This window comes from Paraburkholderia sp. FW306-2-2C-D06C (assembly GCF_058781505.1).
Genome location: NZ_JBYSWU010000060.1, coordinates 13,927 through 35,447 on the forward strand (window position 1 = coordinate 13,927; position 21,521 = coordinate 35,447).

Consider the following 21,521-nt stretch of genomic DNA (forward strand, 5'->3'; position numbering starts at 1 on the left):
GCATATCGGTCGCGAATTTTCCGACATTTCAATTGGCACGACATGCGTCGCGCAGCAGATTAAACACCGAAACGAGTGCCGCCGAACGGGCGCGGCAGGCGATCCGGCGCGCAACTTGCTCGCGCAGCAACAGCGCCAACCATGTCAAAATTCGGGATTGGCCACCGCGCCTTCAATCTCCGCCCATTTCATCCAAGGAAGCTTCAGTGGACATCAACAAACAGATCGCCGCCCTCACCGCGTCGGAACTCCAGACCGCCGGCGCGAGCCAGGCAACGGCGATTGCGGTCAGCGTGCTGCTGCGGCATCTGCGCTCGCCCGAACTCGCGAAATTGCTGACTTCGGCGTTCGAAAACCACCAGGCCGTCATGCTGCAGACGCCCTGGCCCGATCAGATGCTGCAGGCGTTCGAATCGACCCGCCGCTTTCTCGAAGGCGCCGCGCAAGCCGAGTTGCCCGGCACGGCACCGCAAGCGCCGGGCGCCTGAGCGCTGCCCGATACGGGACGCACGAGGCGCACCGGGCCGGAAAAAACAAAAAACCCCGTCAGTCCAAAGACTTAACGGGGTTCTCTGCCACATGAATGGTGCGAGGGAGGGGACTCGAACCCCTACACCATTGCTGGCGTCAGGACCTAAACCTGGTGCGTCTACCAATTTCGCCACCCTCGCAGCCGGGTAAGACGCTGTGCGTCCTGCCCGATGTCCTGCATGCCCGCGGCGCGCTTGAAAACGCGCGTCCGAAAGCGTAAGCGCGAGATTCTAACCGATTGATTCGCGCTTGTCTGCATCTGGCCGGCGTCCGTCCGAAGGGCATCAATAAAGGGCGTCGATGCTACAATTTTCGGCTAAACGCACGCATGCCGTACCCCCTCTTCGCGTGCCCTTCCCCACATTCCAATTCAGTGAATTTCGACGAATATTGCCAGCAAAAGGCGGCGCCGCCCGGATCGAGCACTTACTATGCGCTTCGGCAGGCGCCCGCAGCAAGCCTGCCGCTCCTGACCGCGTTGTTCGCGCTGCGCCGCGAGTTCGAGGAAACGGTTCAGGAGATCAGCGACCCGGCTATCGGCCGCACCAAACTCGCGTGGTGGCAAAACGAGATTGCCGCGTTGGCTTCGGGTTCGCCGTCGCATCCGGTTTCAAAAGCGCTGACGGCTTATTTGCCCGATGTCAAAACAGAATACTCAGCGTTGCAGGCATTGCTCGCCGGTTTTGAAATGGACCTCGACCAGGCGCGCTACCTCGATTACCCGAATCTGCGGCGCTATCTGCAAAGCGTCGGCGGCACTTTCGCGTCACTGGTGGCGCGCGCGACGGCAAAAGACACGGCGCAGGCGTCGAACTGGTCCGCACCGCTCGGCGAGGCGCTGCTGCTTGCGCAGTTCGTCGCCGAAACCGGCAACGATGCGCGGCATGGCCGCATCTATATTCCGATCGACGAAATGCAGCGCTTTAACGTCACCGCTGCCGATCTGATCAACCGCAAGTACACCGACGCCTTTACCGAGTTGATGCGCTTCGAAACGAAGCGCGCCCGCGATGCGCTGCTCGCCGCGCTCGCCGCGCTGCCCGCCAATGAGCGCCGCACACAGCGCATCCTCGTGGCGCACACGGCGCTGGCGTTGGCGCTGCTGGATGAAATCGAGCGCGACGGCTTTCACGTGCTGCATCAGCGCATCGCGTTGACGCCGATCCGCAAGTTGTGGATCGCGTGGCGGGCGAAGTAGGCGAGACAACGCTCGCTACCCTCGCCAATCGATCGTGAACCACCATCAGACGCGCAGCAACGGCAGCGGCTCGAACCGCTGCTGCAGGATCGCGGATGAATCGAGCCCCCACCACGGTCCCAGCACGGTGGCATAGAGCTGCCGGAAATCGATGCCCACGGGCAGATTACCGTTGCCGTCGAGGCGCGCGAGCACTGGCGGCACGCCATACAGCCCACCTCGCACGCGGCCGCCCATCACGAAATGCGGCGCAACGGTGCCATGATCGGTGCCGTTACTTTGATTCTCGCGCGGGCGCCGTCCGAACTCGGCATAAGTCATCACCAGCGTATCGTCCCAGCGGCCAAGCTCGACCAGCGCGGCCTTCATCGACGCAAATCCTTCCGCCAACTGCTTGAGCAGCGCCGCCTGCTGGCCCGGCTGGTTCTGGTGCGTATCGAAACCGTTCAGCGTCAGACGGATCGCCGCGACGCCCCGCCCGCTCTTCGGCTGTCCTTGTGGCGTGTCCCCCGCCCCAAGGGCGTTTCCTTCGGGGCGCAAGGGGACTTCCTTCGGGGCGTCGCCGGCGGCGAGCACCTGCATCGCGGTCTTGATCGAGGCGCCGAATGCGCCGCCCGGAAACGCCGTCTTCAATGACGCCGGCCCTTGCGCGGGACGCAGGCGATCGGCCGCCTTCACGATGTCGTTCTCGACGTCGAGAATGTGCGCCAACTCGGGATTGCGCTCGTGAAGCGATACCGGCGTGGCGAGACGCGAGGCCTTGATGAACTGTGCGGGATTGACCAGCGCAATCGCGCGCGCGCCGTTCGCGAGCGGTCCCATTTCGGCGCTGCCGATCACCACGCCGTCGGCGGCAAAACCGGCGGGCACCGGCGCCTGCGCAAAGGCACGCGTGAGCCAGCCCTCACGCAAATACTGGTCAGAACGCGACGCGGTGTCCCAGATCTCGATCGAGCGGAAATGCGACAGGTTCGGCTGAGCGTAACTGACGCCCTGGACGATCGCCAGTTGCCGGCTCTGCCAGAGCGGCATCAGCGGCTGCAACGACGGATGCAGCGCGGTGCGCTCATCGAGTTGAATCACTTGCTCGCGCTTGATGCCGATGTTCTTGCGCAACTGATAGTAAACCGGGTCGGCAAACGGAATCACGGTATTCAATCCGTCGTTGCCGCCTTTCAGTTCAACGAGGATCAGCAGATTGTTGTAGCCGCGATTCATCGGCGCGCCGGGCGCTGCGGGCTGCGCACCGAACGCGCGCGGCAACCAGAGCGCCACGCTCGCGGCTGCGCCCATCGAGAGAAAGCTGCGTCGTTTCATCCTGCACCTCGTTCGATTGTCAGGACCCGGGTCAGGGCATGAGTCGGGGACATGACTCGGGGCACGAGTCACGCCGCAGTGAATAGCCACGTCATGTCAACTGCTCACTTGAGTTGATACACCGGGTCCATCAACAACGCTTCCAGATAAGCGCTGGCTGTCGAGTCCGTTTCGATTGCATCGACGGGCGTCAGCGGCAGGACGGCATGCTGCAACTGAAGCTCCGCCGAGAGTCCCGGCTTCGCCGTCGGCGCGGTGTTGTAGTGCGCGAGCCACGTGTCGATATCGAAGCGTACGCCGCCCTGGCCGACGCGCGCCATTGCCCGCTGCGCCGGCGGATTCGCCTGCATGCCGCCCGCGCCACTCGCGCCGTCCATCGCGTTCTTTATGCGCCGCGGACCGGCAGCTTCGGTCGCGCGAAACAGTTGCTCGACGAATTGCTTGCGCGCGAGCAGCGTCGAGCCGTTGATCCAGGTCGTGCCGCCGGGCCACCCTTTGACGTTCGGCGGATAGAACAGGTTCTCGCCGAGCGTGCGAATCTGCGCGGCGAACGGCGCAGTGTTGTCGTAACCGATGTCGAACGCACGCAGTGTCCCGACCACGAACTCCACCGGCGATTTCACGAGGACGCCTCGATCGTCGTCGTTCCAGAACGCGTCGCTCGTGAAGAGCCCGCGCAGCGCCACCTTGATGTCATAGTGGCTCGCGCGAAACTGTGCGGCGATCGGCGCGATGCGAGCTTCGTCAGGCGTGTCGGAGATGAACTCGCGCCACAGTTTGCTCGTGACGAAGGTGGCGGTTTCCGGCCGCGCGAGCAGAATGTCGAGCACCTGATCGCCGTCGAACGGGCCAGTCTGACCGAGCACGGTCTTGTTGCCGTCGTCGTGCAGGTTGGAGCGCCAGACGTACGCCTCGGTGTCGGGGTCGAGACTCCAGCCCGTGTACGCACGCGCGGCTTCCGATACGTCTAGCTGCGCGTAGTGTCCTTCGCCGAGCGTGAACAGCTCCATCACCTCACGCGCGAAGTTTTCGTTGGGCTTGCCTTTGCGATTGCTCGCGCCGTCCAGGTACTGCAGCATCGCCGGGTCTTTCGCGACGTCGTGCAACAACTCGCCGAAATTGCCGAGCGCGTCGCGTCGCAACAGGATGTTCTGCTGCGCCATGTGCTGCGGAAACTGCACCTTGTCCTGGCCCGAAGTGAAATGGTTGTGCCAGAAGAGCGTCATGCGCTCGGTCAGCGGCGACGGCGTGCCCGCCATCTCACGCACCCACCACGCACGTAATATTTCGTAACGCTGGCCGCGCAGACGCTGCTCCTCGCGACGCTGATCGACGGTCCATGCCTTGCGCATTTCGCGCGTCGGGATCGGTTCGACAATCCAGTCGGGCATCGGCGTGACGGCTTCGGTCCGGGTGCTCGCCAATACTTTGTCGACCGCCTGTCCCCGCGTCAGCCCGACGTATTGCGCGAGCTCGGCGTTATCCGGCGCGAAGCCGACGCGCGTCAGGAAGAAGCGCGCGTCGTTGGCATCGAGGATGTCCTGCGCGGATGGAGAAGCTGCGAACGCAGCCGCTTGCGCGCGATGCTTGAGACGCGGCGCACGAGGCGCGCCTTGTTGCTCCGCCAGGGCCGGCACGCTGCACGTCACCGCCGCCGTTATCGTGGCGGTGACCGTGGCGGTGACCGCCAGCCATCGCGCATGCTTACCGCCTGTGAGCAATTTCATCGTCGATCATCCGGGTTCGCAGGACGTCATGGACAGGTATCGGCGCATGCAATGCGACATGCCCTATGGCGGCTCAACGGCAGACGGAAAAGGAAAGTTGACGGGGGAAGTGCAACGAAATCTTTCACACATGACGAACGCAACGAACGCAACTAGCGCGCCGCGGCCACGCGCATAAACCACTACCGCTTGTAGAGTTCGCGGACGGCGTCTTCGATGTGTTGACGTAACAGACGCCGTTCGTCGGGCGTCATATGGCCATCACGACGACGTTGATCCAGATCGGGGGGAACCGCGGTGCGCAAGATCACGTCTGACGCAGAGTGATCGGCGTTTGGGTTATGGCGATTGGCTTTGCTGTTGGCTGAGCGGGGCGCGCGCTCGCTCGCAACTCTGTCGGCGGAAGGCTGGGCGTGGGCGAGCCTTGGTCCCAGTGTGCCTGCAAGCGTACCGGCAACCGCCAGTGCAATCACGCTTAGGCGCACATTCGGCCAAACCCCTCCCTTCATGTTGTTCCCTTCGTGGCGCGGCAACCGGCTACCTCAAATGCGTATACAAACCCCGGTAACGAGCCGGGTGCGAGAGTTTTGTCGAGTGAAGTATCCACCGAACAGCCGCATTCAGTAAAGCAGTCTACCTTTGCATGCTTTACGCCGTGCCACAGTACGGGTAAATTTTGTAACTGACTGTAACCCGATAAATGATGCAACCGCGCGCTACTTTCTAATCGCGCTAAGATGCCGACCATGGAAACCAAAAACCCTTCGAAAATCCTCGTCGTCGACGACGATCCGCGCTTACGCGATCTGCTGCGCCGTTACCTTGGTGAACAGGGCTTCAATGTCTATGTTGCCGAGAACGCGCCGTCCATGAACAAGCTCTGGGTGCGTGAGCGCTTCGACTTGCTGGTGCTCGACCTGATGCTGCCCGGCGAGGACGGCCTGTCGATCTGCCGCCGCTTGCGCGGCAGCAACGACCGCACACCGATCATCATGCTGACGGCCAAGGGTGAAGACGTCGATCGTATCGTCGGGCTCGAAATGGGCGCCGACGACTATCTGCCCAAACCCTTCAACCCGCGCGAACTGGTCGCGCGGATTCACGCCGTGCTGCGCCGCCAGTCGCCGTCCGAGCTGCCTGGTGCGCCGTCCGAGACCACCGAAGTGTTCGAGTTCGGCGAGTTCGCGCTGAATCTCGCCACCCGCACGCTCACCAAGGCCGGCCAGGAAATTCCGCTGACCACCGGTGAGTTCTCGGTGCTGAAGGTGTTCGCCCGTCACCCGCGTCAGCCGCTGTCGCGTGAAAAGCTGATGGAACTGGCGCGCGGCCGTGAATACGAAGTCTTCGACCGCAGCCTCGACGTGCAAATCTCGCGCCTGCGCAAGTTGATCGAACCCGATCCGGGCAGCCCGCGCTTCATCCAGACCGTCTGGGGGCTTGGCTACGTGTTCATTCCCGACGGTGCAGCCTGAGTTTGTTCCCGCCTCCCGTTTTTGATTTCAGATAAGAAGGGCCCATGCGGATCGACCGGCGCCTCCTGACGCTCGCGTTCGGCGGCCTTTTCTGGCGGACCTTTCTGTTGATCGCGCTGTTGATCGCAGTCAGTCTCGCCGCGTGGTTCCAGAGTTTCCGGGTGATCGAACGCGAGCCGCGCGCGCAGCGCGTGGCGCTGCAACTGGTTGCCATCGTCAAGCTCACGCGCACCGCACTCCTCTATTCCGATCCCGACCTGCGGCGCGCGCTGCTGCAGGATCTCGAGAGCAATGAAGGGGTGCGGGTGTACCCGCGCGAAATCTCCGACAAGTACAAACTGCAACCCGACGAGTCACTGAACCGGCTGATCGAACACGACATTCGCGGCCGTCTCGGCGACGACACGGTGATCGCGCAGACCGTCAACGACATTCCCGGCGTCTGGATCAGCTTCAAGATCGACGACGACGATTACTGGGTCGCACTCGACCGCGATCAGCTGGACAACGCCACCGGTTTGCAATGGGCCGGCTGGGGGGTGTTCGCGCTGGCGCTGTCGCTGTTCGGTGCGGCGTTCATCACGAGTCTTGTGAATAGACCGTTTGCCCGACTTGCGATGGCCGCGCGCAAGGTCGGTTCCGGACAATCGCCGGAGCCGCTGCCTGAGCGCGGCATGGGCGTGGCCGCTGAAACCAATCGCAGCTTCAACCAGATGGTGCAGGACCTCGAACAGCTCGAGGCCGACCGTGCGCTGATGCTCGCCGGTATTTCGCACGACTTGCGCACCCCGCTCGCGCGGCTGCGGCTCGAAACCGAAATGAGTCCGTCCGACCAGCAGACCAAGGACGCGATGGTCGACGACATCGAGCAGATGGACATGATCATCGGCCGGTTCCTGGATTACGCTCGCCCGGTGCAACGCACGCCGGAACCTGTCGACCTTTCCGTCATCGCAGGAGAACTGGCCGCGCGAATGCAGAGCGAGGACAGCATGCGGCTCATCACGCGCCTCGCACCCTCGGCGGTGATCGAAGCCGACGAGACCGATATGCGGCGCGTAGTCGGCAACCTGCTGGAAAACGCGCGCAAGTACGGACTCAGCGATGGTGACGGCATCCCGCATGTGATTCTCGAAACACGAGTGTCGCACTCGCGGGTCGAGTTGTCCGTCGTCGACGAAGGACCTGGCATTCCAGAAGACCAGTTGGCGCTTGTCACACGGCCGTTCTATCGTGTGAATTCGGCGCGCACCCAGGCGAACGGCACGGGCCTTGGCATGGCAATTGTGCAGCGGCTGGTAGGCCGTTACCGCGGGGCGCTGCGCTTGCGCAATCGCACGCCAGGCCCGGGGCTCGAGGTCACGATCGAGTTTCCGCTGGCAAAAGGCGCCTGATCGGAAGCGGCTGCCGGTCGGGCCTGGATCAGACCGATAACCTATTGACGCGTTGAATAATAACTATCCGGGTTGTTAGAAAAAAACTATTGATAGCATAGTTCAATAGAGATATAGTCAAAACCATGTAACGCGCTCGTCGCGATGAGCTGGTAGGTTGATCAGGCTGTTTTTCCAACACACCTAGGAGTATCGGAATGAAAACCGTTGGCGACAAACTCGAAGCGTTCACCGTCACTGCTGCGAAGCCGGGCTTCAACACTCACGAAGAAAATGGCGCGTCGGCATTCGAAGAGATCACGGAGCAGTCGTTCCCGGGCAAGTGGAAAATCCTCTATTTCTACCCGAAGGACTTCACATTCGTGTGTCCGACGGAAATCGTCGAGTTCGGCAAGCTGCTCAAGGATTTCGACGAGCGCGACGCGGTGCTGCTCGGCGGCAGCGTGGACAACGAATTCGTGAAGCTGGCGTGGCGCCGTGAGCACAAGGACCTGAACAAGCTGAACCACTATTCGTTCGGCGACGTGAAAGGCGAGCTGATCGACCAGCTCGGCGTGCGCGACAAGGAAGCGGGCGTGGCGTTGCGCGCAACGTTCATCATCGATCCGGACAACACGATCCAGCACGTTTCGGTCAACAACCTGAACGTCGGCCGTAACCCGGAAGAAGTGCTGCGGATTCTGGACGGTCTGCAAACGGACGAACTGTGCCCGTGCAACCGCGCAGTCGGCGGCGCAACGCTGTAAGTATTGCAGCCGGAAGCCCGCTAAGCTTGAAAAAGCCGGCGGGCTTTTTTATCGACAACCGGATAGGAGATACCTATGGAATTCTTGTCTTCGATTAAAGTTCTTGTGCCTGACTACGCCAAGGACATTCGGCTTAACCTCGATGGGACGATTGCTCGTTCCTCCCTAGAGGGAAATGACGCGGTTGGGGTGGCTTTGGCGGCTGCGTTTGCTGCGAAGAGTACGGTTATTGTTGATGCGATTCGCAATGCGGGGGTTTTGTCTCCTGAGGAGACGAATGGCGCTTTGACTGCCGCCGCGCTGATGGGGATGAATAATGTCTGGTATCCCTATGTCGAGATGACCGATAACGCTGATTTGAAATCGCAGCCGGCGCAATTGCGGATGAATGCCTATGCTTCCCATGGGGGTGTCGATAAGCGGCGGTTCGAGATGTACGCATTGGCGGCTTCTATTATTGGCAAATGCCATTTTTGTGTGAAATCGCACTTTGATACGCTGGTCGCCGAGGGGATGAGTTCCACTCAATTGCGCGATGTGGGCCGCATTGCGGCGGTGGTCAACGCTGCCGCGCAAGTTATTGCTGCTGAAGGCAAATAGTTGTTTTTGCGCGCAGCAGCGGCTTTTTGCGGCTGCGCGCCAGTGGGCTTGCCTTCGGCGGCGGTATTTTTCTGTTCTGCAGGCCCACGGCATTGACATACGAAACAAGATCAATGCCAAAGGCAATAACCCAAATCAATTCCTGATTAACAAAACAACAGCTTGAGCTTCAATGCCCTCCCCTCTTCCGAGGTAACCAAGTTTCTCATTGGTCTTGGCTTTAACATTAACCCGCTCGACCGGCAGGTTAAGATCAGCAGCGATATTAGCCCGCATCCCCTCAATATGGGGAGCAAGCTTGGGCGCTTGCGCAACAACGCTACTATCGACATTAGCGATGGAAAACCCGGCCGCCTTCACGCGAGCAAAACACTCGCGAAGCAAAACCCGGCTATCCGCGCCAGCGAACCTGGCATCAGTGTCGGAGAAATGCCGCCCAATATCCCCCATTGCGGCAGCACCAAAAATAGCGTCAGTAATGGCATGCAACAGCACATCCGCGTCCGAATGCCCGAGCAGCCCGCGCTCATAAGGAATCGTCACGCCGCCGATAATCAACGGACGCCCCGGCACCAGCGCATGCACGTCATACCCCTGCCCAATCCTGAAATCCATATGCGTCAAGTCCGCTAATAAAAATTGAAATCCTGAATCAGGAAGCTGAAGGCCGGCAAAGAATCGCCTCGGCCAGATCGAAATCTTCCGGATACGTGACCTTGAAGTTCCGCAAGCTACCTTGCACCAGCTTCGGCGCGTGCCCGAGCCACTCGATCGCGCTCGCTTCGTCGGTCAAATCGTGACCGTCCGCCTGGGCGCGCAGAATCGCCTCGCGCAACATGCCGATGCGAAACATCTGCGGCGTCTGCGCCTGCCACAGACCATCACGTGCTTCGGTGCGGGCAATCCGTCCGTCGCTCGAGCCGGAGTCGATACGCTTTAACGTGTCCGCCACCGGCAACGCCATGATCCCGCCTACCGCGTCGTCCTTCAACGCGCCAATCAGCGTGCGGATGAGCGCAGGCGTAATGCCGGGCCTTGCCGCGTCGTGCACCAGCACCCAATTGTCGTCGCATGCGCCGAATTCGGCCAGCGCTTGCAGCCCGTTCAGCACCGACGCCTGGCGCGAAGCCCCGCCGCAGCGGCGCACGGCGAAACGCAAGCCGCCGAAGCGGCGGGCGTCGAAGTGCTGGTCGTCAGGCGCAATCACGACCAGCGTTTGCGCAAACTCGCTGCACGCGTCGAACGCGGCCAGCGAGTAATGCAACATGTCGCGGCCGGCGACAGTGCGATATTGTTTGGGCATCGCGGCGCCGGAACGGCTGCCTGTGCCAGCGCACGGAATCAGGGCAAATAGACGGGAAGTCACGAGTGCGGATGCCGCGAAGTCAAAGTAAAGGACGGATTTTATAATAGGTCCTTCGCATCCACGCCCCGACACGCGTAAACTTGCCGATCACGTGTGAGCCCGAGGCCGCCTTTTCTCTTCTATGCCAGACATCGCCGCATCATCGCAGTACTCCCCGCCCGTCGCGCTCGTCAAGCCCGGCCAGCGTTTCGCCTTCGACGGCACGCACGGCTCGTCCGACGCGCTGCTGATCGCCCGCTACCATCTCGCCTACCGCGAGAAGGTGCCGCTGCTGGCAGTCGTGTGCGAAAGCGCCGTCGACGCGCAGCGTCTGTCGCAGGAAATCGGCTTCTTCGCGCCCGAGGCGCGCGTGCGCTTGCTGCCCGACTGGGAAACGCTGCCTTACGACACCTTCTCGCCGCACCAGGACCTGGTGTCCGAGCGCCTCGCCACGCTGCACGACCTTGGCGAGGGCCGCTGCGACATCCTGCTGGTGCCCGCCACCACGGCCCTCTACCGGATGCCGCCCGCGTCGTTCATGGCGGCCTACACGTTCTCGTTCTCGCAAGGCGAGCGGCTCGACGAGGCCAAGCTCAAAGCGCAGTTGACGCTCGCCGGCTACGAGCACGTGAGCCAGGTGGTGCGTCCGGGCGAATACTGCGTGCGCGGCTCGCTGCTCGACCTTTTCCCGATGGGCTCGCCGCTGCCGTACCGGATCGATCTGTTCGACGACCAGGTCGACTCGATTCGCGCATTCGACCCGGACACGCAACGCAGCCTTTATCCGGTCAAGGACGTACGCATGCTGCCGGGCCGCGAATTCCCGTTCGACGAAGCCGCCCGCACCGCCTTCCGCAGCCGCTGGCGCGAAACCTTCGAAGGCGACCCGAGCCGGGCGTCGATCTATAAGGACATCGGCAACGGCGTGCCGTCGGCGGGCATCGAATACTATTTGCCGCTGTTCTTCGACGAAACCGCCACGCTGTTCCATTACCTGCCCGAAGGCGCGCAACTGGCCTTCGTCGGCGATCTGGACGCGGCGATCCGGCGCTTCACCAACGACACCCGGCAACGCCACAACTTCCTGTCGCACGATCGCGACCGGCCGATCCTCGAGCCGCAGCGTCTGTTCCTCTCGGACGAGGATTTCTTCGCCTTCGCCAAACCGTTCGCGCGACTCGTGCTGCCCACGAACGCAGGCGGCGGCTGGTCGCTTGCCTTGCCGAACCTCGCGATCGACCGTCATGCGGACGATCCGGTCTCCGCATTGCGCGCGTATCTCGACACCACGCCGAACCGCGTACTGTTCGCCGCGGAATCGGCGGGGCGTCGCGAAACGCTGCTGCAGCTGCTGGCCGACAATCACCTGAAGCCCACATCGAGCGACAGCTTCCAGAACTGGCTCACGGGCGATGCGCGTTTTTCACTAGGCGTCGCGCCGCTCGCCAACGGTTTTGCCGTGCCGGCGGACGGCATCGCGATCATCACCGAGACCGAACTATACGGACCGCTCGCGCGCCGCGCGGGGCGCCGCCGCCAGGAACAGGCGAGCAACGTCGATTCGATGGTGCGCGACCTGTCCGAGCTGAAGGTCGGCGATCCGGTCGTGCATTCGCAGCACGGCATCGGCCGCTATATGGGCCTCGTCACGATGGATCTCGGCGAAGGCGAAACCGAGTTTCTGCACCTCGAATACGCCGGGGAAAGCAAACTGTACGTGCCGGTCGCGCAACTGCACGTGATCTCGCGCTACAGCGGCGCCGATCCGGAAAGCGCGCCCTTGCACGCGCTCGGCTCCGGTCAGTGGGAAAAGGCGAAGCGCAAAGCGGCGCAGCAAATCCGCGACACCGCAGCCGAACTGCTGAACCTGTACGCCCGTCGCGCCGCGCGCGAAGGCCACGCGTTCGCACTCGAACCGAAAGACTACGTGAAGTTCGCCGAGAGCTTCGGCTTCGAGGAAACGCCGGACCAGGCCGCGGCCATCGCCGCGGTGATCGGCGATATGACGAGCGGCAAGCCGATGGATCGCCTCGTTTGCGGCGACGTCGGCTTCGGCAAGACTGAAGTCGCGTTGCGCGCGGCATTCATCGCGGTGATGGGCGGCAAGCAGGTGGCGCTGCTCTCGCCCACCACGCTGCTCGCCGAACAGCACACGCAAACCTTCACGGACCGCTTCTCCGACTGGCCGGTGCGGATCGCCGAATTGTCGCGCTTCAAGTCGACGAAAGAAGTCAATGCGGCGATCCAGCAGATCAACGAAGGCAGTGTCGATATCGTGATCGGCACGCACAAGCTGCTGTCGTCGGATGTGCAGTTCAAGCGGCTGGGGCTCGTGGTCATCGACGAGGAACACCGCTTCGGCGTGCGTCAGAAGGAAGCCTTGAAGGCCTTGCGCGCTGAAGTCGACGTGCTGACGCTCACCGCCACGCCGATCCCGCGTACGCTCGGCATGGCGCTCGAAGGCCTGCGCGATTTCTCGGTGATCGCCACCGCGCCGCAAAAGCGCCTCGCGATCAAGACCTTCGTGCGTCGCGAGGAAGAGAGCGTGATCCGCGAAGCGATGCTGCGCGAGCTGAAGCGCGGCGGCCAGGTCTACTTCCTTCACAACGAAGTCGAGACGATCGAGAATCGCCGGCAGATGCTCGAAGCGCTGGTGCCCGAAGCGCGAATCGCGGTCGCGCACGGCCAGATGCATGAGCGCGAACTCGAACGCGTGATGCGTGACTTTGTCGCGCAACGCGCCAACGTGCTGCTGTGCACGACGATTATCGAAACCGGCATCGACGTGCCGAGCGCCAACACGATCCTGATCCACCGTGCCGACAAATTCGGTCTCGCGCAGTTGCATCAGCTGCGTGGCCGCGTGGGCCGTTCGCACCACCAGGCGTATTCGTATCTGCTGGTACACGATCCGCAAGGTTTGACGAAGCAGGCGCAGCGCCGGCTCGAAGCGATCCAGCAGATGGAGGAGCTCGGTTCGGGCTTCTATCTGGCGATGCACGACCTCGAAATTCGCGGCACCGGCGAAGTGCTCGGCGACAAGCAATCGGGCGAGATTCACGAGATCGGTTTCCAGCTCTATACCGACATGCTGAACGACGCCGTGAAAGCGCTCAAGGACGGCAAGGAGCCCGACCTCACCGCGCCGCTCGCCGCGACCACCGAGATCAACCTGCACGCTCCGGCGATTCTGCCCGCGGACTATTGCGGCGATGTGCAGGAGCGTCTGTCGCTGTACAAGCGCCTTGCGAATTGCGAACATCACGATTCGATCGACGGCATTCAGGAAGAGTTGATCGACCGCTTCGGCAAGTTGCCGCCGCAAGCGCATGCGCTGGTGGAGACGCATCGTCTGCGGCTGGCGGCGAAGCCGCTGGGCATTTCGAAGATCGATGCGGGCGAAGCCGTGATCGGTTTGCAGTTCATCCCCAATCCGCCGATCGACGCGATGCGGATCATCGAGATGGTGCAGAAGCACAAGCACATCAAGCTCGCCGGTCAGGACAAGTTGCGCATCGAAACACGCAGCCCGGATCTGGCGGTTCGCGTCGCGACGGTGAAAGAAACCTTGCGCGCGCTCGGTTCACCGAGCCGCGGCACGGCCGCTGCTGCCGTCGCGCGATAACAGCGATAACACGATCGCGCGCAATAAAAAAACGCGCTGCGTCCAGCCGTTTTTTCGTTCATGCTGCGGTGCGCAAAACGCGCGCCGCAGCCGCCGCAGCATACGGCTGCCTATTTTTTGGGTATGATCGGAAGACTCAAATGCTGGAGTCCCGTCATGTCTCACGTCGCTGAATCAGCGCAGTCTTCGTCAACGCCCGCCTCCGCATCGAACACCGCCTCGCCTGTTTCGCTTCCCTGGGTCACCCGTCTCGTGTCGATGGACACGGTAAGCCGCAATCCGAATCTCGGCCTGATCGAAACCGTGCGCGACGAACTGCGCGCCGCCGGTATCGAAGCCACGCTCACTCACGACGAAAGCGGCAAATGGGCCAACCTGTTCGCGACGATTCCCGCACACGACGGCGAGACCAACGGCGGCGTGGTGCTGTCGGGCCATACAGACGTCGTGCCGGTCGACGGTCAGCAATGGGACAGCGATCCGTTCAAGCCGGAAATCCGCGGCGACAAACTATACGGGCGCGGCACCTGCGACATGAAAGGCTTCATCGGCGCAGCGCTTGCGCTGGTGCCCGACATGCAGCGCGCCAAACTCGCCAAGCCGATTCACCTCGCGCTTTCGTTCGATGAAGAAGTGGGCTGCGCGGGCGCACCACTGCTGATTGCAGACCTGATGAAGCGCGGCGTGAAGCCGGACGGCTGCATCGTCGGCGAGCCGACCAGCATGCGCCCGATCGTCGCGCACAAAGGCATCAACGCGTATCGATGCTGCGTGCGCGGCCAGGCGGCGCATTCGTCGCTGACGCCCAAGGGCTTGAACGCCATCGAATACGCCGCGCGCCTGATCTGCTACATCCGCGACATGGCCGAGCAGTTCCGCGAGCAAGGTCCGTTCGACGAGCTGTACGACGTGCCCTTCACCACCGCGCAGACCAGCACGATCATCGGCGGCAATGCGATCAACACGGTGCCGGCCGAATGCAGCTTCCAGTTCGAATTCCGCAATCTGCCCACGCTCGATCCCGCACCGATCTTCGCGCGCATCGATCAATACGCGCGCGAAACGCTGCTGCCGAAAATGTTGCGCGAGCATCCATCGGCTGCTATCGAGATCACCAGGATCGCCGCGGCGCCCGGGCTCGATTCGTCTGAACAAGCGGCCATCACGCAACTCGTGCGGGCACTGACCGCCGACCAGGACAAACGCAAGGTAGCGTACGGCACGGAAGCCGGGCTGTTCTCGCTGGCGGGAATTCCGAGCATCGTATGCGGACCTGGCGACATCCAGCAGGCGCACAAAGCGAACGAATTCGTCGCGCTCGACCAGCTCGTCGCCTGCGAGCGTTTCTTGCAGAAATTCATTCACAGTATGTCTGTCGGCGCCCCGGAGGAAGTCCCGTTGGGGGACGCACACGCGCGCTGAAACTGAGCGGCTCGAAAAGAGTCCCACGCATACCGACAAAAACCACGCCCACGCCATGTCAACCGCCACGCCGCAGCACACCGACCACACGATCGACGGCGAGCCGATCCCGACTCTCGACGACATCGCCACACAGCATTTCGCGCTGACGCCGTGGGTCACGCGAACGCCGGTGTTCGACCGGCTCGACTTTCCGTCGCTGGAAGGCACGGTGGTGAACTTCAAGTTCGAGCTGCTGCAAGCGGGCGGCAGCTTCAAGGCGCGCGGCGCGTTCACCAACCTGCTCGCGCTCGACGAAGCGCAACGCAGCGCGGGCGTCACCTGCGTGTCGGGCGGCAATCATGCGGTGGCGGTCGCCTATGCGGCGCAGCGGCTTGGCGTCAGTGCGAAGGTGGTGTTGTTCCGCACGGCTAATCCAGCGCGTGTCGCGTTGTGCCGGCAGTACCGTGCCGAGATCGTGTTCGCGGAAAATCTCGCCGAAGCCTTCGAACTGGTGCGCCGTATCGAGGCGGAGGAAGGCCGCTACTTCGTGCATCCGTTCAACGGCTATCGCACGGTGTTGGGGTCGGCCACGCTCGGCTACGAGTGGGTCACGCAAACGCCCGACCTCGAAGCGGTGATCGTGCCGATCGGCGGCGGCGGCCTCGCCGCCGGCGTTGCCACGGCAATGAGGCTCGCGAATCCACGTGTGCATGTGTACGGCGTCGAACCCGAAGGCTCGGATGCGATGGGCAAGAGCTTCGCCGCCAATCACACGGTCAAGATGGGCCACATGCACAGCATCGCCGATTCGCTGATGGCGCCGCACACCGAGGAATACAGCTACGAACTCTGCCGCCGTCACATCGACCAGCTCGTCACCGTATCCGACGACCAACTGCGCTCGGCCATGCTGACCTTGTTCGGACAACTGAAGCTCGCCGTCGAACCGGCCTGCGCCGCAGCAACCGCAGCGCTGCTCGGACCGCTGCGCGAAAAGCTGCAAGGCAAGCGTGTGGGCGTTCTGCTATGCGGCACCAACACCGACCCGGTCAGTTTTGCGGCGCACATCGAACGGGCTCGCGCGCTAACGCCGGAGTTTCCGGCTTAGTTTCCAATTAACCCAAATTAACAATCCAGCACGCCGTTCCTGACCAAAAGACTGGCCTATCCTCATGAGATTGGTATCATTCGGGGATCAATTTTCAAGGGGGAACCTCTATGAGCATGGTCAAGGAATTTAAGGAATTTGCCCTCAAGGGCAACGTGATGGATCTAGCCGTCGGGGTGATTATCGGCGGCGCATTTTCCACCATCGTCAATTCGATTGTTAAAGACCTGATCATGCCCGTTGTCGGGGTCGCCACCGGCGGTCTCGATTTCTCCAATAAGTTCATCCGTCTGGGTGATATTCCGGCCAGCTTCAAAGGCAGTCCGGAGTCGTATAAAGACTTGCAGACGGCGGGCGTCGCCGTGTTCGGTTATGGCTCGTTCATCACCGTCCTGATCAACTTTCTGATTCTTGCATTCATCATCTTTCTGATGGTCAAGTTCATCAACAATCTGCGCAAGCCGGCCGAGGCCGCACCGGCCGAGCCGCCGGCGCCGCCGGAAGACGTGCTGCTGCTGCGCGAAATCCGCGATTCTCTTAAGAACTCGTCGCGTTAAACATTCGACCCGGCATTCGACCCGGCGTCGCGAGGCGCCGTCAGCCGGGTCCAGTAAAAAGGCCTGCTGCGATCGACTCGCAGCAGGCCTTTTTTATCGTGCGCTCAACCTACCCTCAGCACACTCGTGAATCATCCGGCGCGCCAGGTGTCTTCCCCGGCCTTCCGGCTCACCGCGCTTTCGATCATCGTTTCAAGCTGGCCGAAATTGACCGGCTTGGTCAAATGCGAAGTGAAACCGGCGCTCAGACAACGGCGCACGTCTTCGTCGGTGCCGAAGCCTGTCAACGCGATCGCGGGGACGTCCGAATGTTCGCGGAACGCCTTGATGAAATCGAGACCGGTGCCGTCGGGCAAGCCTACGTCGCTGACCACCAGATCGAAGGTGCGCGCCTGGGTGGCGGCCAGCGCGTCGTCCACGCGTCCGACCACCGTCACGTCGTGTCCGAGGCTGCGAATCAGCTGTGCCATCACCTCGGCGGTATCGAGGTGATCTTCGATCAGCAGAATGGTCAGAAGGCCGGCCGAATGCACTTCAGCGGGCGCACTGGCGAGGGGTGCCTCGGCAGGTTTCGCGGCGGTCGGCAGCGTGATCGTGAAGGTCGCGCCGCAATGCGCGCCCGGGCTTTGCGCAACCACCGTGCCGCCATGCACGTCGGTCAGCGCCTTGGTGATCGCGAGACCGAGCCCGAGCCCGCCGAACTGCCGCGTCATGTTCTGGTTGCCTTGCTCGAATGCGTTGAACAGCTTGCCGATCTGTTCCGGCTCGATGCCGATCCCCGTGTCTTCGACCGAGATCTGCACGTGCATGCGTTCGTCGCGCGTACGCACGTAGATATGGCCGCCGTCCGGCGTGAACTTGGCGGCGTTGCGAATCAGGTTCCACAGCATTTGTTGCAGCCGTGCGCGGTCGGCCAGCACGTAGTGGTGCTGGGCGTTCTTGTGCACGTGCACGTCCTGCTGCTTGACCTGAATCTCGCTGCGAAACAGTTCGAGCACGCTGTCGAGCACATCGTGCACGTCGACGGTTTCCAGCGACAGACGCAGCTTGCCGTTCGCCACCCGCGTGAGGTCGAGCAGATCGTCGATCAGCCGCGCTTCGAGTTCGACATTGCGACGGATCATGCGCACGCTCGCGCGCGCCTGGTCGGGTAGACCGGGGATCATCTCGAGCACGCTGGCGCCGGCCAGCACAGGCGTGAGCGGCGTGCGCAATTCATGCGACAGCATCGCCAGAAAGCGGTCTTTCGCGCGGTTGGCTTCTTCGGCAGTCTGGCGGGCGGCCTGTTCCGACGCGAGCAGCCGTTCACGCTCCTCGATCGCCTCACGCTGCGGATGAATGTCCGTGCAACTGCCGAACCATTTGGTGACGTTGCCGTCGGCATCCCGCATGGCGACCACGCGGGCATCGAACCAGCGAAATTCGCCATCGTGGCGGCGAATCCGCAGTTCGTGCCGATAGTCGCCGGCACCGCTCCTCACCGCCTTGAGCCAGGTGCTGCGGATTTCCTCACGATCGTCGGCATGCACGGCGTCGAGCCACGCGAGGCCGTACGAACTGCTTTCGGCGAGCCCCGTGTAGTCGAACCATTGCTTCGAGAGAAAATCGCAATCGCCCTCCGCGTTGCTGGTCAGCACAAGGTGCGGCAATGCCTCCGACAAGGTCCGGTAATGCTGTTCGCGATCGCGCAGCAACAAGGCTTCGTCCGAGGCTTTCTGCAAGCGCACCTGCGACAGCACCCGCTCGACGGCTTCGGGCAGGTAATCGAGGTAATCGCCGGACTTGGGCACCACGTCGGACACGCCCGCGCGCAATGCCTCGATCACGCGGGATTCGTCGGTGAAACCGGTCACGAGAATGGCGGGAATCCGCACACCTTCAGCGCGCAAGCGGCGAAAGAAATCGAGGCCGGTCTCCGGCCCGCTCAACTGGTAGTCGAGCACCAGCAGGTCGGGAGAGCCGGCGGCGAGCCGCTCGCGGGCCGACTCGACACCTGCGCAGATCGCCACCCGGCAGCGGGCGCGCTCGAGCGACTTGCGCGCAAGCCGCAGGATGCCTTCGTCGTCATCGACTACCAGTACATACGCGGCGGGCTGCGTGGATACTTCTTCGGTCATGCGGAATCTTCTTTGGCTAGGTCTGATGTAGCTATATTGTCATGGCTGCTTTCGGGCGCCTTCCATGAGGCGCCCCTCACGGCGCCGCCAGCCGATGACCGGGCGGCAGCTTGACCACTTGCAGGAAAAAGCCGAGACGGCGCACCGCTTCGATGAACGCATCGTATTCGACCGGCTTGGTGATGTAGACATTGCAGCCGAGTTCATAGCAGCGCGCGATTTCGCGTGGATCGTCGGTCGTGGTCAGGACGATGACCGGCACCGCGGCCGTCTGCGGCGAATCTTTCAGGCGCCGCAACACCTCGAAACCATCTACGCGCGGCATCTTCAGATCCAGCAACACGACGAAATTCGTCAGATCTTCGCGCGGCGGATAAGGACTGGCAGCGGCGTCGGCCGGCGCCGGGCCGAAAAAATAATCGAGCGCTTGCTGACCGTCGCGAAAACGCACGAAACCGTTCGAAATGCCGGCGCGGCGCAAGTTGCGCTCGACGAGCGTTGCATGGCCGTCGTCATCTTCGATCAGCACGATGCTGACCGTCTCCCCGTGACTCATATGCCCTCCGTACCGACGATCTGGTTATGCATACTGCTTCTGGATAGTCCCACTGCGGGTCTCAATTCAATGGCGCGCCGGCTGTTCCGGCAGCACGACGAAAAAGGTCGACCCCGCGCCTTCCGCCGACTCCACCCAAACCCTGCCGCCGTGCCGCTCCGCCATCCGCCGCACCACCGCGAGCCCGATGCCCTCGCCGCTCGCGACGTCGCCGTGCAGACGCTGAAACGCACGGAACACCTTCGACATATAGGCCGCCGGAATTCCAAGTCCGTTATCGCGCACGTAATAGGTGCGGGTGCGCAGCGCGCGCGGCTCCAGTTCGTCCACGGGTTCCGGCTCCAGCGCGCCGATCTCGATGCGCCCTTGACGCACCGGGTCGAGATAGTTGAGCGCGTTGCCGATCAGGTTGCTGAAAATCTGCTCGATCGCGCCCGGGTCGCCCCACGCGGGCGGCAACTCGCGCACGGTGACGACCGCCGCGCGCTGGCTGATCGCGCCTTGCAGCGCATCGACCACCCGCCCCACCACCCGGCCGACGCTCACGCGCTGCCACTGATATTCGAGCCGGCCGGCGCGCGAAATGCGCAACAGCGCGTCGATGATCGCTGCGGCCCGCGTCACCGCGGTACGCAGATATTGCAAGGACTCCCGCACGTCGCCGTCGAGGATATGCACCATGCGCCGGTGCTCGGCGTGCGGCAAGCCGGCCGCCTCGACGGTGCTGTGCAGTTCGTCGCACGACACCTGTAACTCTTTTGAAAAGCCTTGCAGATTCACCAACGGGGAGCGCAGATCGTGCGACACGCTATAGATGAACATTTCGTTGTCTTGCGTCTCCTGGCGCAGCTCCTCGTTGACGCCCCCGAGTTCCTGCGCACGCGCTTCGAGCCGCGCTTTCAGCAGGGTCTGCTCGCCTTCCGCTTCACGCAGACGGGCGCCCGTCTGATGAAGCACCGCATCGAGTGCGGCGATTTCGTCGTTGCCGGAGAGCGGCGCCGCAAGCGGCCGCCCGTTGCCCAGCCGCTCGGCATTATCGGTCAGCACTTCCAGCCGCCGGCCGATGTTGCGCGCGAACACCACAGCAGTGGCCGCCCAGATCAGCATCGAGCCGATCACGGCGGCGATCAGCGCGTATTGCTGGCGCTCGCCCCGCCGCGCAAGGGACGCGTCGCGCTCTGCGTCGAGCCGCGCCGCTTCGTTGACGAACGCGGCAAGCTCGTCGCGAAACAGCGCGATCTGCTGGGGCAGCGCGCCGTTTTCCCGTGCAATGAACGCGTTCAGGCTGCGCCCCGCATGCAGGGCCTGCGAGATCGCGGCGGTCTGCGCGCGATACGTTTCGATCGCCTTTTGCATCTGGTGCACCCGCTGGACTTGCTGCGGCGTATCGCCGACCAGCGTCTCGAGGTGCGCAAGCCGGTCGCCGAGCTCGACCCACACTGTATGCCGGTCAATAAACGACGGGTCGCCGACGACCATGCCCGTGCGTACCCGCGCGGCCTGACGCAGCAGCGGATCGACGATGGCAGACGACTGATAGAGGATCTGCTTGCTGTTGGCGACCCACTGCGCGGCCTGCGCCGTCTGCTCCTGGGTATCGAAGACGACGCCCAGAAGCGCCAGCTCGACCACGCTCGGCACTGCAATCAGCAGCAGACCCTTGGTAAAAAGTTTCATGTTCGCCCAAGGGGTCACTCAGGCCGCGGCGGCACGCGCGGACGGCTTGCCGCCCGGCCTGCTGCCGAGCCGCGCAGCACTGGAGGCGAGCACGGCGCGATGCAGCCGGACGGGCCATTATCGACGCGAATGTGAGATATTTCAACG

General features: G+C 62.7%; 18 protein-coding genes and 1 tRNA gene. 10 read left to right on the plus strand and 9 right to left on the minus strand.

The window, feature by feature from the left end; all coding sequences use genetic code 11:
- Nucleotides 1–206: 206 nt before the first annotated feature.
- Nucleotides 207–488, plus strand: a complete 282-nt coding sequence (locus tag AC3WLT_RS31540; protein WP_492595553.1) for a hypothetical protein — start codon at nt 207–209, stop codon at nt 486–488.
- A gap of 96 nt (nt 489–584) precedes the next feature.
- On the opposite strand, the gene AC3WLT_RS31545 is transcribed toward AC3WLT_RS31540, so the two are convergent.
- Nucleotides 585–671: transfer RNA gene (locus AC3WLT_RS31545), tRNA-Leu, on the minus strand.
- A gap of 233 nt (nt 672–904) precedes the next feature.
- Here AC3WLT_RS31545 and AC3WLT_RS31550 point away from each other — a divergent pair.
- Entirely contained in the window at nt 905–1,729 is an 825-nt protein-coding gene (locus tag AC3WLT_RS31550) for a squalene/phytoene synthase family protein (protein ID WP_492595554.1), read from the plus strand.
- 45 nt (nt 1,730–1,774) lie between these two features.
- Here the strand turns inward: AC3WLT_RS31550 and AC3WLT_RS31555 are convergent, their stop codons facing one another.
- The 3 genes from AC3WLT_RS31555 to AC3WLT_RS31565 form a co-directional block, all read right to left on the minus strand.
- Nucleotides 1,775–3,046, minus strand: coding sequence for a DUF1501 domain-containing protein (locus tag AC3WLT_RS31555; protein ID WP_492595555.1), 1,272 nt, complete (start codon nt 3,044–3,046; stop codon nt 1,775–1,777).
- A 104-nt stretch (nt 3,047–3,150) separates the two neighbouring features.
- The gene (locus AC3WLT_RS31560) at nt 3,151–4,674 is read right to left on the minus strand and encodes a DUF1800 domain-containing protein (RefSeq protein WP_492595579.1); all 1,524 of its coding nucleotides are present in this window, start codon (nt 4,672–4,674) and stop codon (nt 3,151–3,153) included.
- Nucleotides 4,675–4,955: 281 nt separating this feature from the next.
- Nucleotides 4,956–5,282: a hypothetical protein gene (locus tag AC3WLT_RS31565; RefSeq protein WP_492595556.1), complete on the minus strand. Its 327-nt coding sequence runs from the start codon at nt 5,280–5,282 to the stop codon at nt 4,956–4,958.
- A 228-nt stretch (nt 5,283–5,510) separates the two neighbouring features.
- On the opposite strand from AC3WLT_RS31565, the gene ompR reads away from it, so the two are divergent.
- The 4 genes from ompR (at nt 5,511) to AC3WLT_RS31585 (ending at nt 8,985) form a co-directional block, all read left to right on the plus strand.
- Nucleotides 5,511–6,245 (plus strand): osmolarity response regulator transcription factor OmpR, encoded by a 735-nt coding sequence (ompR, locus tag AC3WLT_RS31570; RefSeq protein WP_006048917.1) that lies wholly within the window; start codon nt 5,511–5,513, stop codon nt 6,243–6,245.
- A 44-nt stretch (nt 6,246–6,289) separates the two neighbouring features.
- Nucleotides 6,290–7,639, plus strand: coding sequence for an ATP-binding protein (locus AC3WLT_RS31575; protein ID WP_492595557.1), 1,350 nt, complete (start codon nt 6,290–6,292; stop codon nt 7,637–7,639).
- Between the two features lie 197 nt (nt 7,640–7,836).
- Nucleotides 7,837–8,385, plus strand: coding sequence for a peroxiredoxin (locus AC3WLT_RS31580; RefSeq protein ID WP_492595558.1), 549 nt, complete (start codon nt 7,837–7,839; stop codon nt 8,383–8,385).
- A gap of 75 nt (nt 8,386–8,460) precedes the next feature.
- Nucleotides 8,461–8,985 (plus strand): carboxymuconolactone decarboxylase family protein, encoded by a 525-nt coding sequence (locus tag AC3WLT_RS31585; RefSeq protein WP_492595559.1) that lies wholly within the window; start codon nt 8,461–8,463, stop codon nt 8,983–8,985.
- Nucleotides 8,986–9,120: 135 nt separating this feature from the next.
- On the opposite strand, the gene ispF is transcribed toward AC3WLT_RS31585, so the two are convergent.
- Together ispF and ispD are read right to left on the minus strand one after the other, a co-directional pair.
- The gene (ispF, locus tag AC3WLT_RS31590) at nt 9,121–9,600 is read right to left on the minus strand and encodes a 2-C-methyl-D-erythritol 2,4-cyclodiphosphate synthase (protein ID WP_492595560.1); all 480 of its coding nucleotides are present in this window, start codon (nt 9,598–9,600) and stop codon (nt 9,121–9,123) included.
- A 37-nt stretch (nt 9,601–9,637) separates the two neighbouring features.
- Nucleotides 9,638–10,351, minus strand: coding sequence for a 2-C-methyl-D-erythritol 4-phosphate cytidylyltransferase (gene ispD / locus AC3WLT_RS31595; RefSeq protein ID WP_492595561.1), 714 nt, complete (start codon nt 10,349–10,351; stop codon nt 9,638–9,640).
- A 121-nt stretch (nt 10,352–10,472) separates the two neighbouring features.
- Here ispD and mfd point away from each other — a divergent pair, with 121 nt between their 5' ends.
- The 4 genes from mfd (at nt 10,473) to mscL (ending at nt 17,024) form a co-directional block, all read left to right on the plus strand.
- Nucleotides 10,473–13,955 carry a transcription-repair coupling factor gene (gene mfd / locus AC3WLT_RS31600; protein ID WP_492595562.1) on the plus strand — a complete coding sequence of 1,161 codons (3,483 nt, stop codon included), beginning with the start codon at nt 10,473–10,475 and terminating at the stop codon, nt 13,953–13,955.
- Between the two features lie 156 nt (nt 13,956–14,111).
- Nucleotides 14,112–15,377: an acetylornithine deacetylase gene (argE, locus tag AC3WLT_RS31605; protein ID WP_492595563.1), complete on the plus strand. Its 1,266-nt coding sequence runs from the start codon at nt 14,112–14,114 to the stop codon at nt 15,375–15,377.
- 55 nt (nt 15,378–15,432) lie between these two features.
- Nucleotides 15,433–16,467: a threonine/serine dehydratase family protein gene (locus tag AC3WLT_RS31610; protein WP_492595564.1), complete on the plus strand. Its 1,035-nt coding sequence runs from the start codon at nt 15,433–15,435 to the stop codon at nt 16,465–16,467.
- 110 nt (nt 16,468–16,577) lie between these two features.
- Nucleotides 16,578–17,024 carry a large conductance mechanosensitive channel protein MscL gene (mscL, locus tag AC3WLT_RS31615; RefSeq protein WP_492595565.1) on the plus strand — a complete coding sequence of 149 codons (447 nt, stop codon included), beginning with the start codon at nt 16,578–16,580 and terminating at the stop codon, nt 17,022–17,024.
- 131 nt (nt 17,025–17,155) lie between these two features.
- On the opposite strand, the gene AC3WLT_RS31620 is transcribed toward mscL, so the two are convergent.
- The 3 genes from AC3WLT_RS31620 to AC3WLT_RS31630 all read right to left on the minus strand — a co-directional run bounded on the left by AC3WLT_RS31620 (nt 17,156) and on the right by AC3WLT_RS31630 (nt 21,374).
- Entirely contained in the window at nt 17,156–19,141 is a 1,986-nt protein-coding gene (locus AC3WLT_RS31620) for a hybrid sensor histidine kinase/response regulator (RefSeq protein ID WP_492595566.1), read from the minus strand.
- A gap of 76 nt (nt 19,142–19,217) precedes the next feature.
- Nucleotides 19,218–19,697 (minus strand): response regulator, encoded by a 480-nt coding sequence (locus AC3WLT_RS31625; RefSeq protein ID WP_325047697.1) that lies wholly within the window; start codon nt 19,695–19,697, stop codon nt 19,218–19,220.
- Between the two features lie 66 nt (nt 19,698–19,763).
- Nucleotides 19,764–21,374 carry a sensor histidine kinase gene (locus tag AC3WLT_RS31630; RefSeq protein WP_492595567.1) on the minus strand — a complete coding sequence of 537 codons (1,611 nt, stop codon included), beginning with the start codon at nt 21,372–21,374 and terminating at the stop codon, nt 19,764–19,766.
- Between the last annotated feature and the right edge of the window lie 147 nt (nt 21,375–21,521).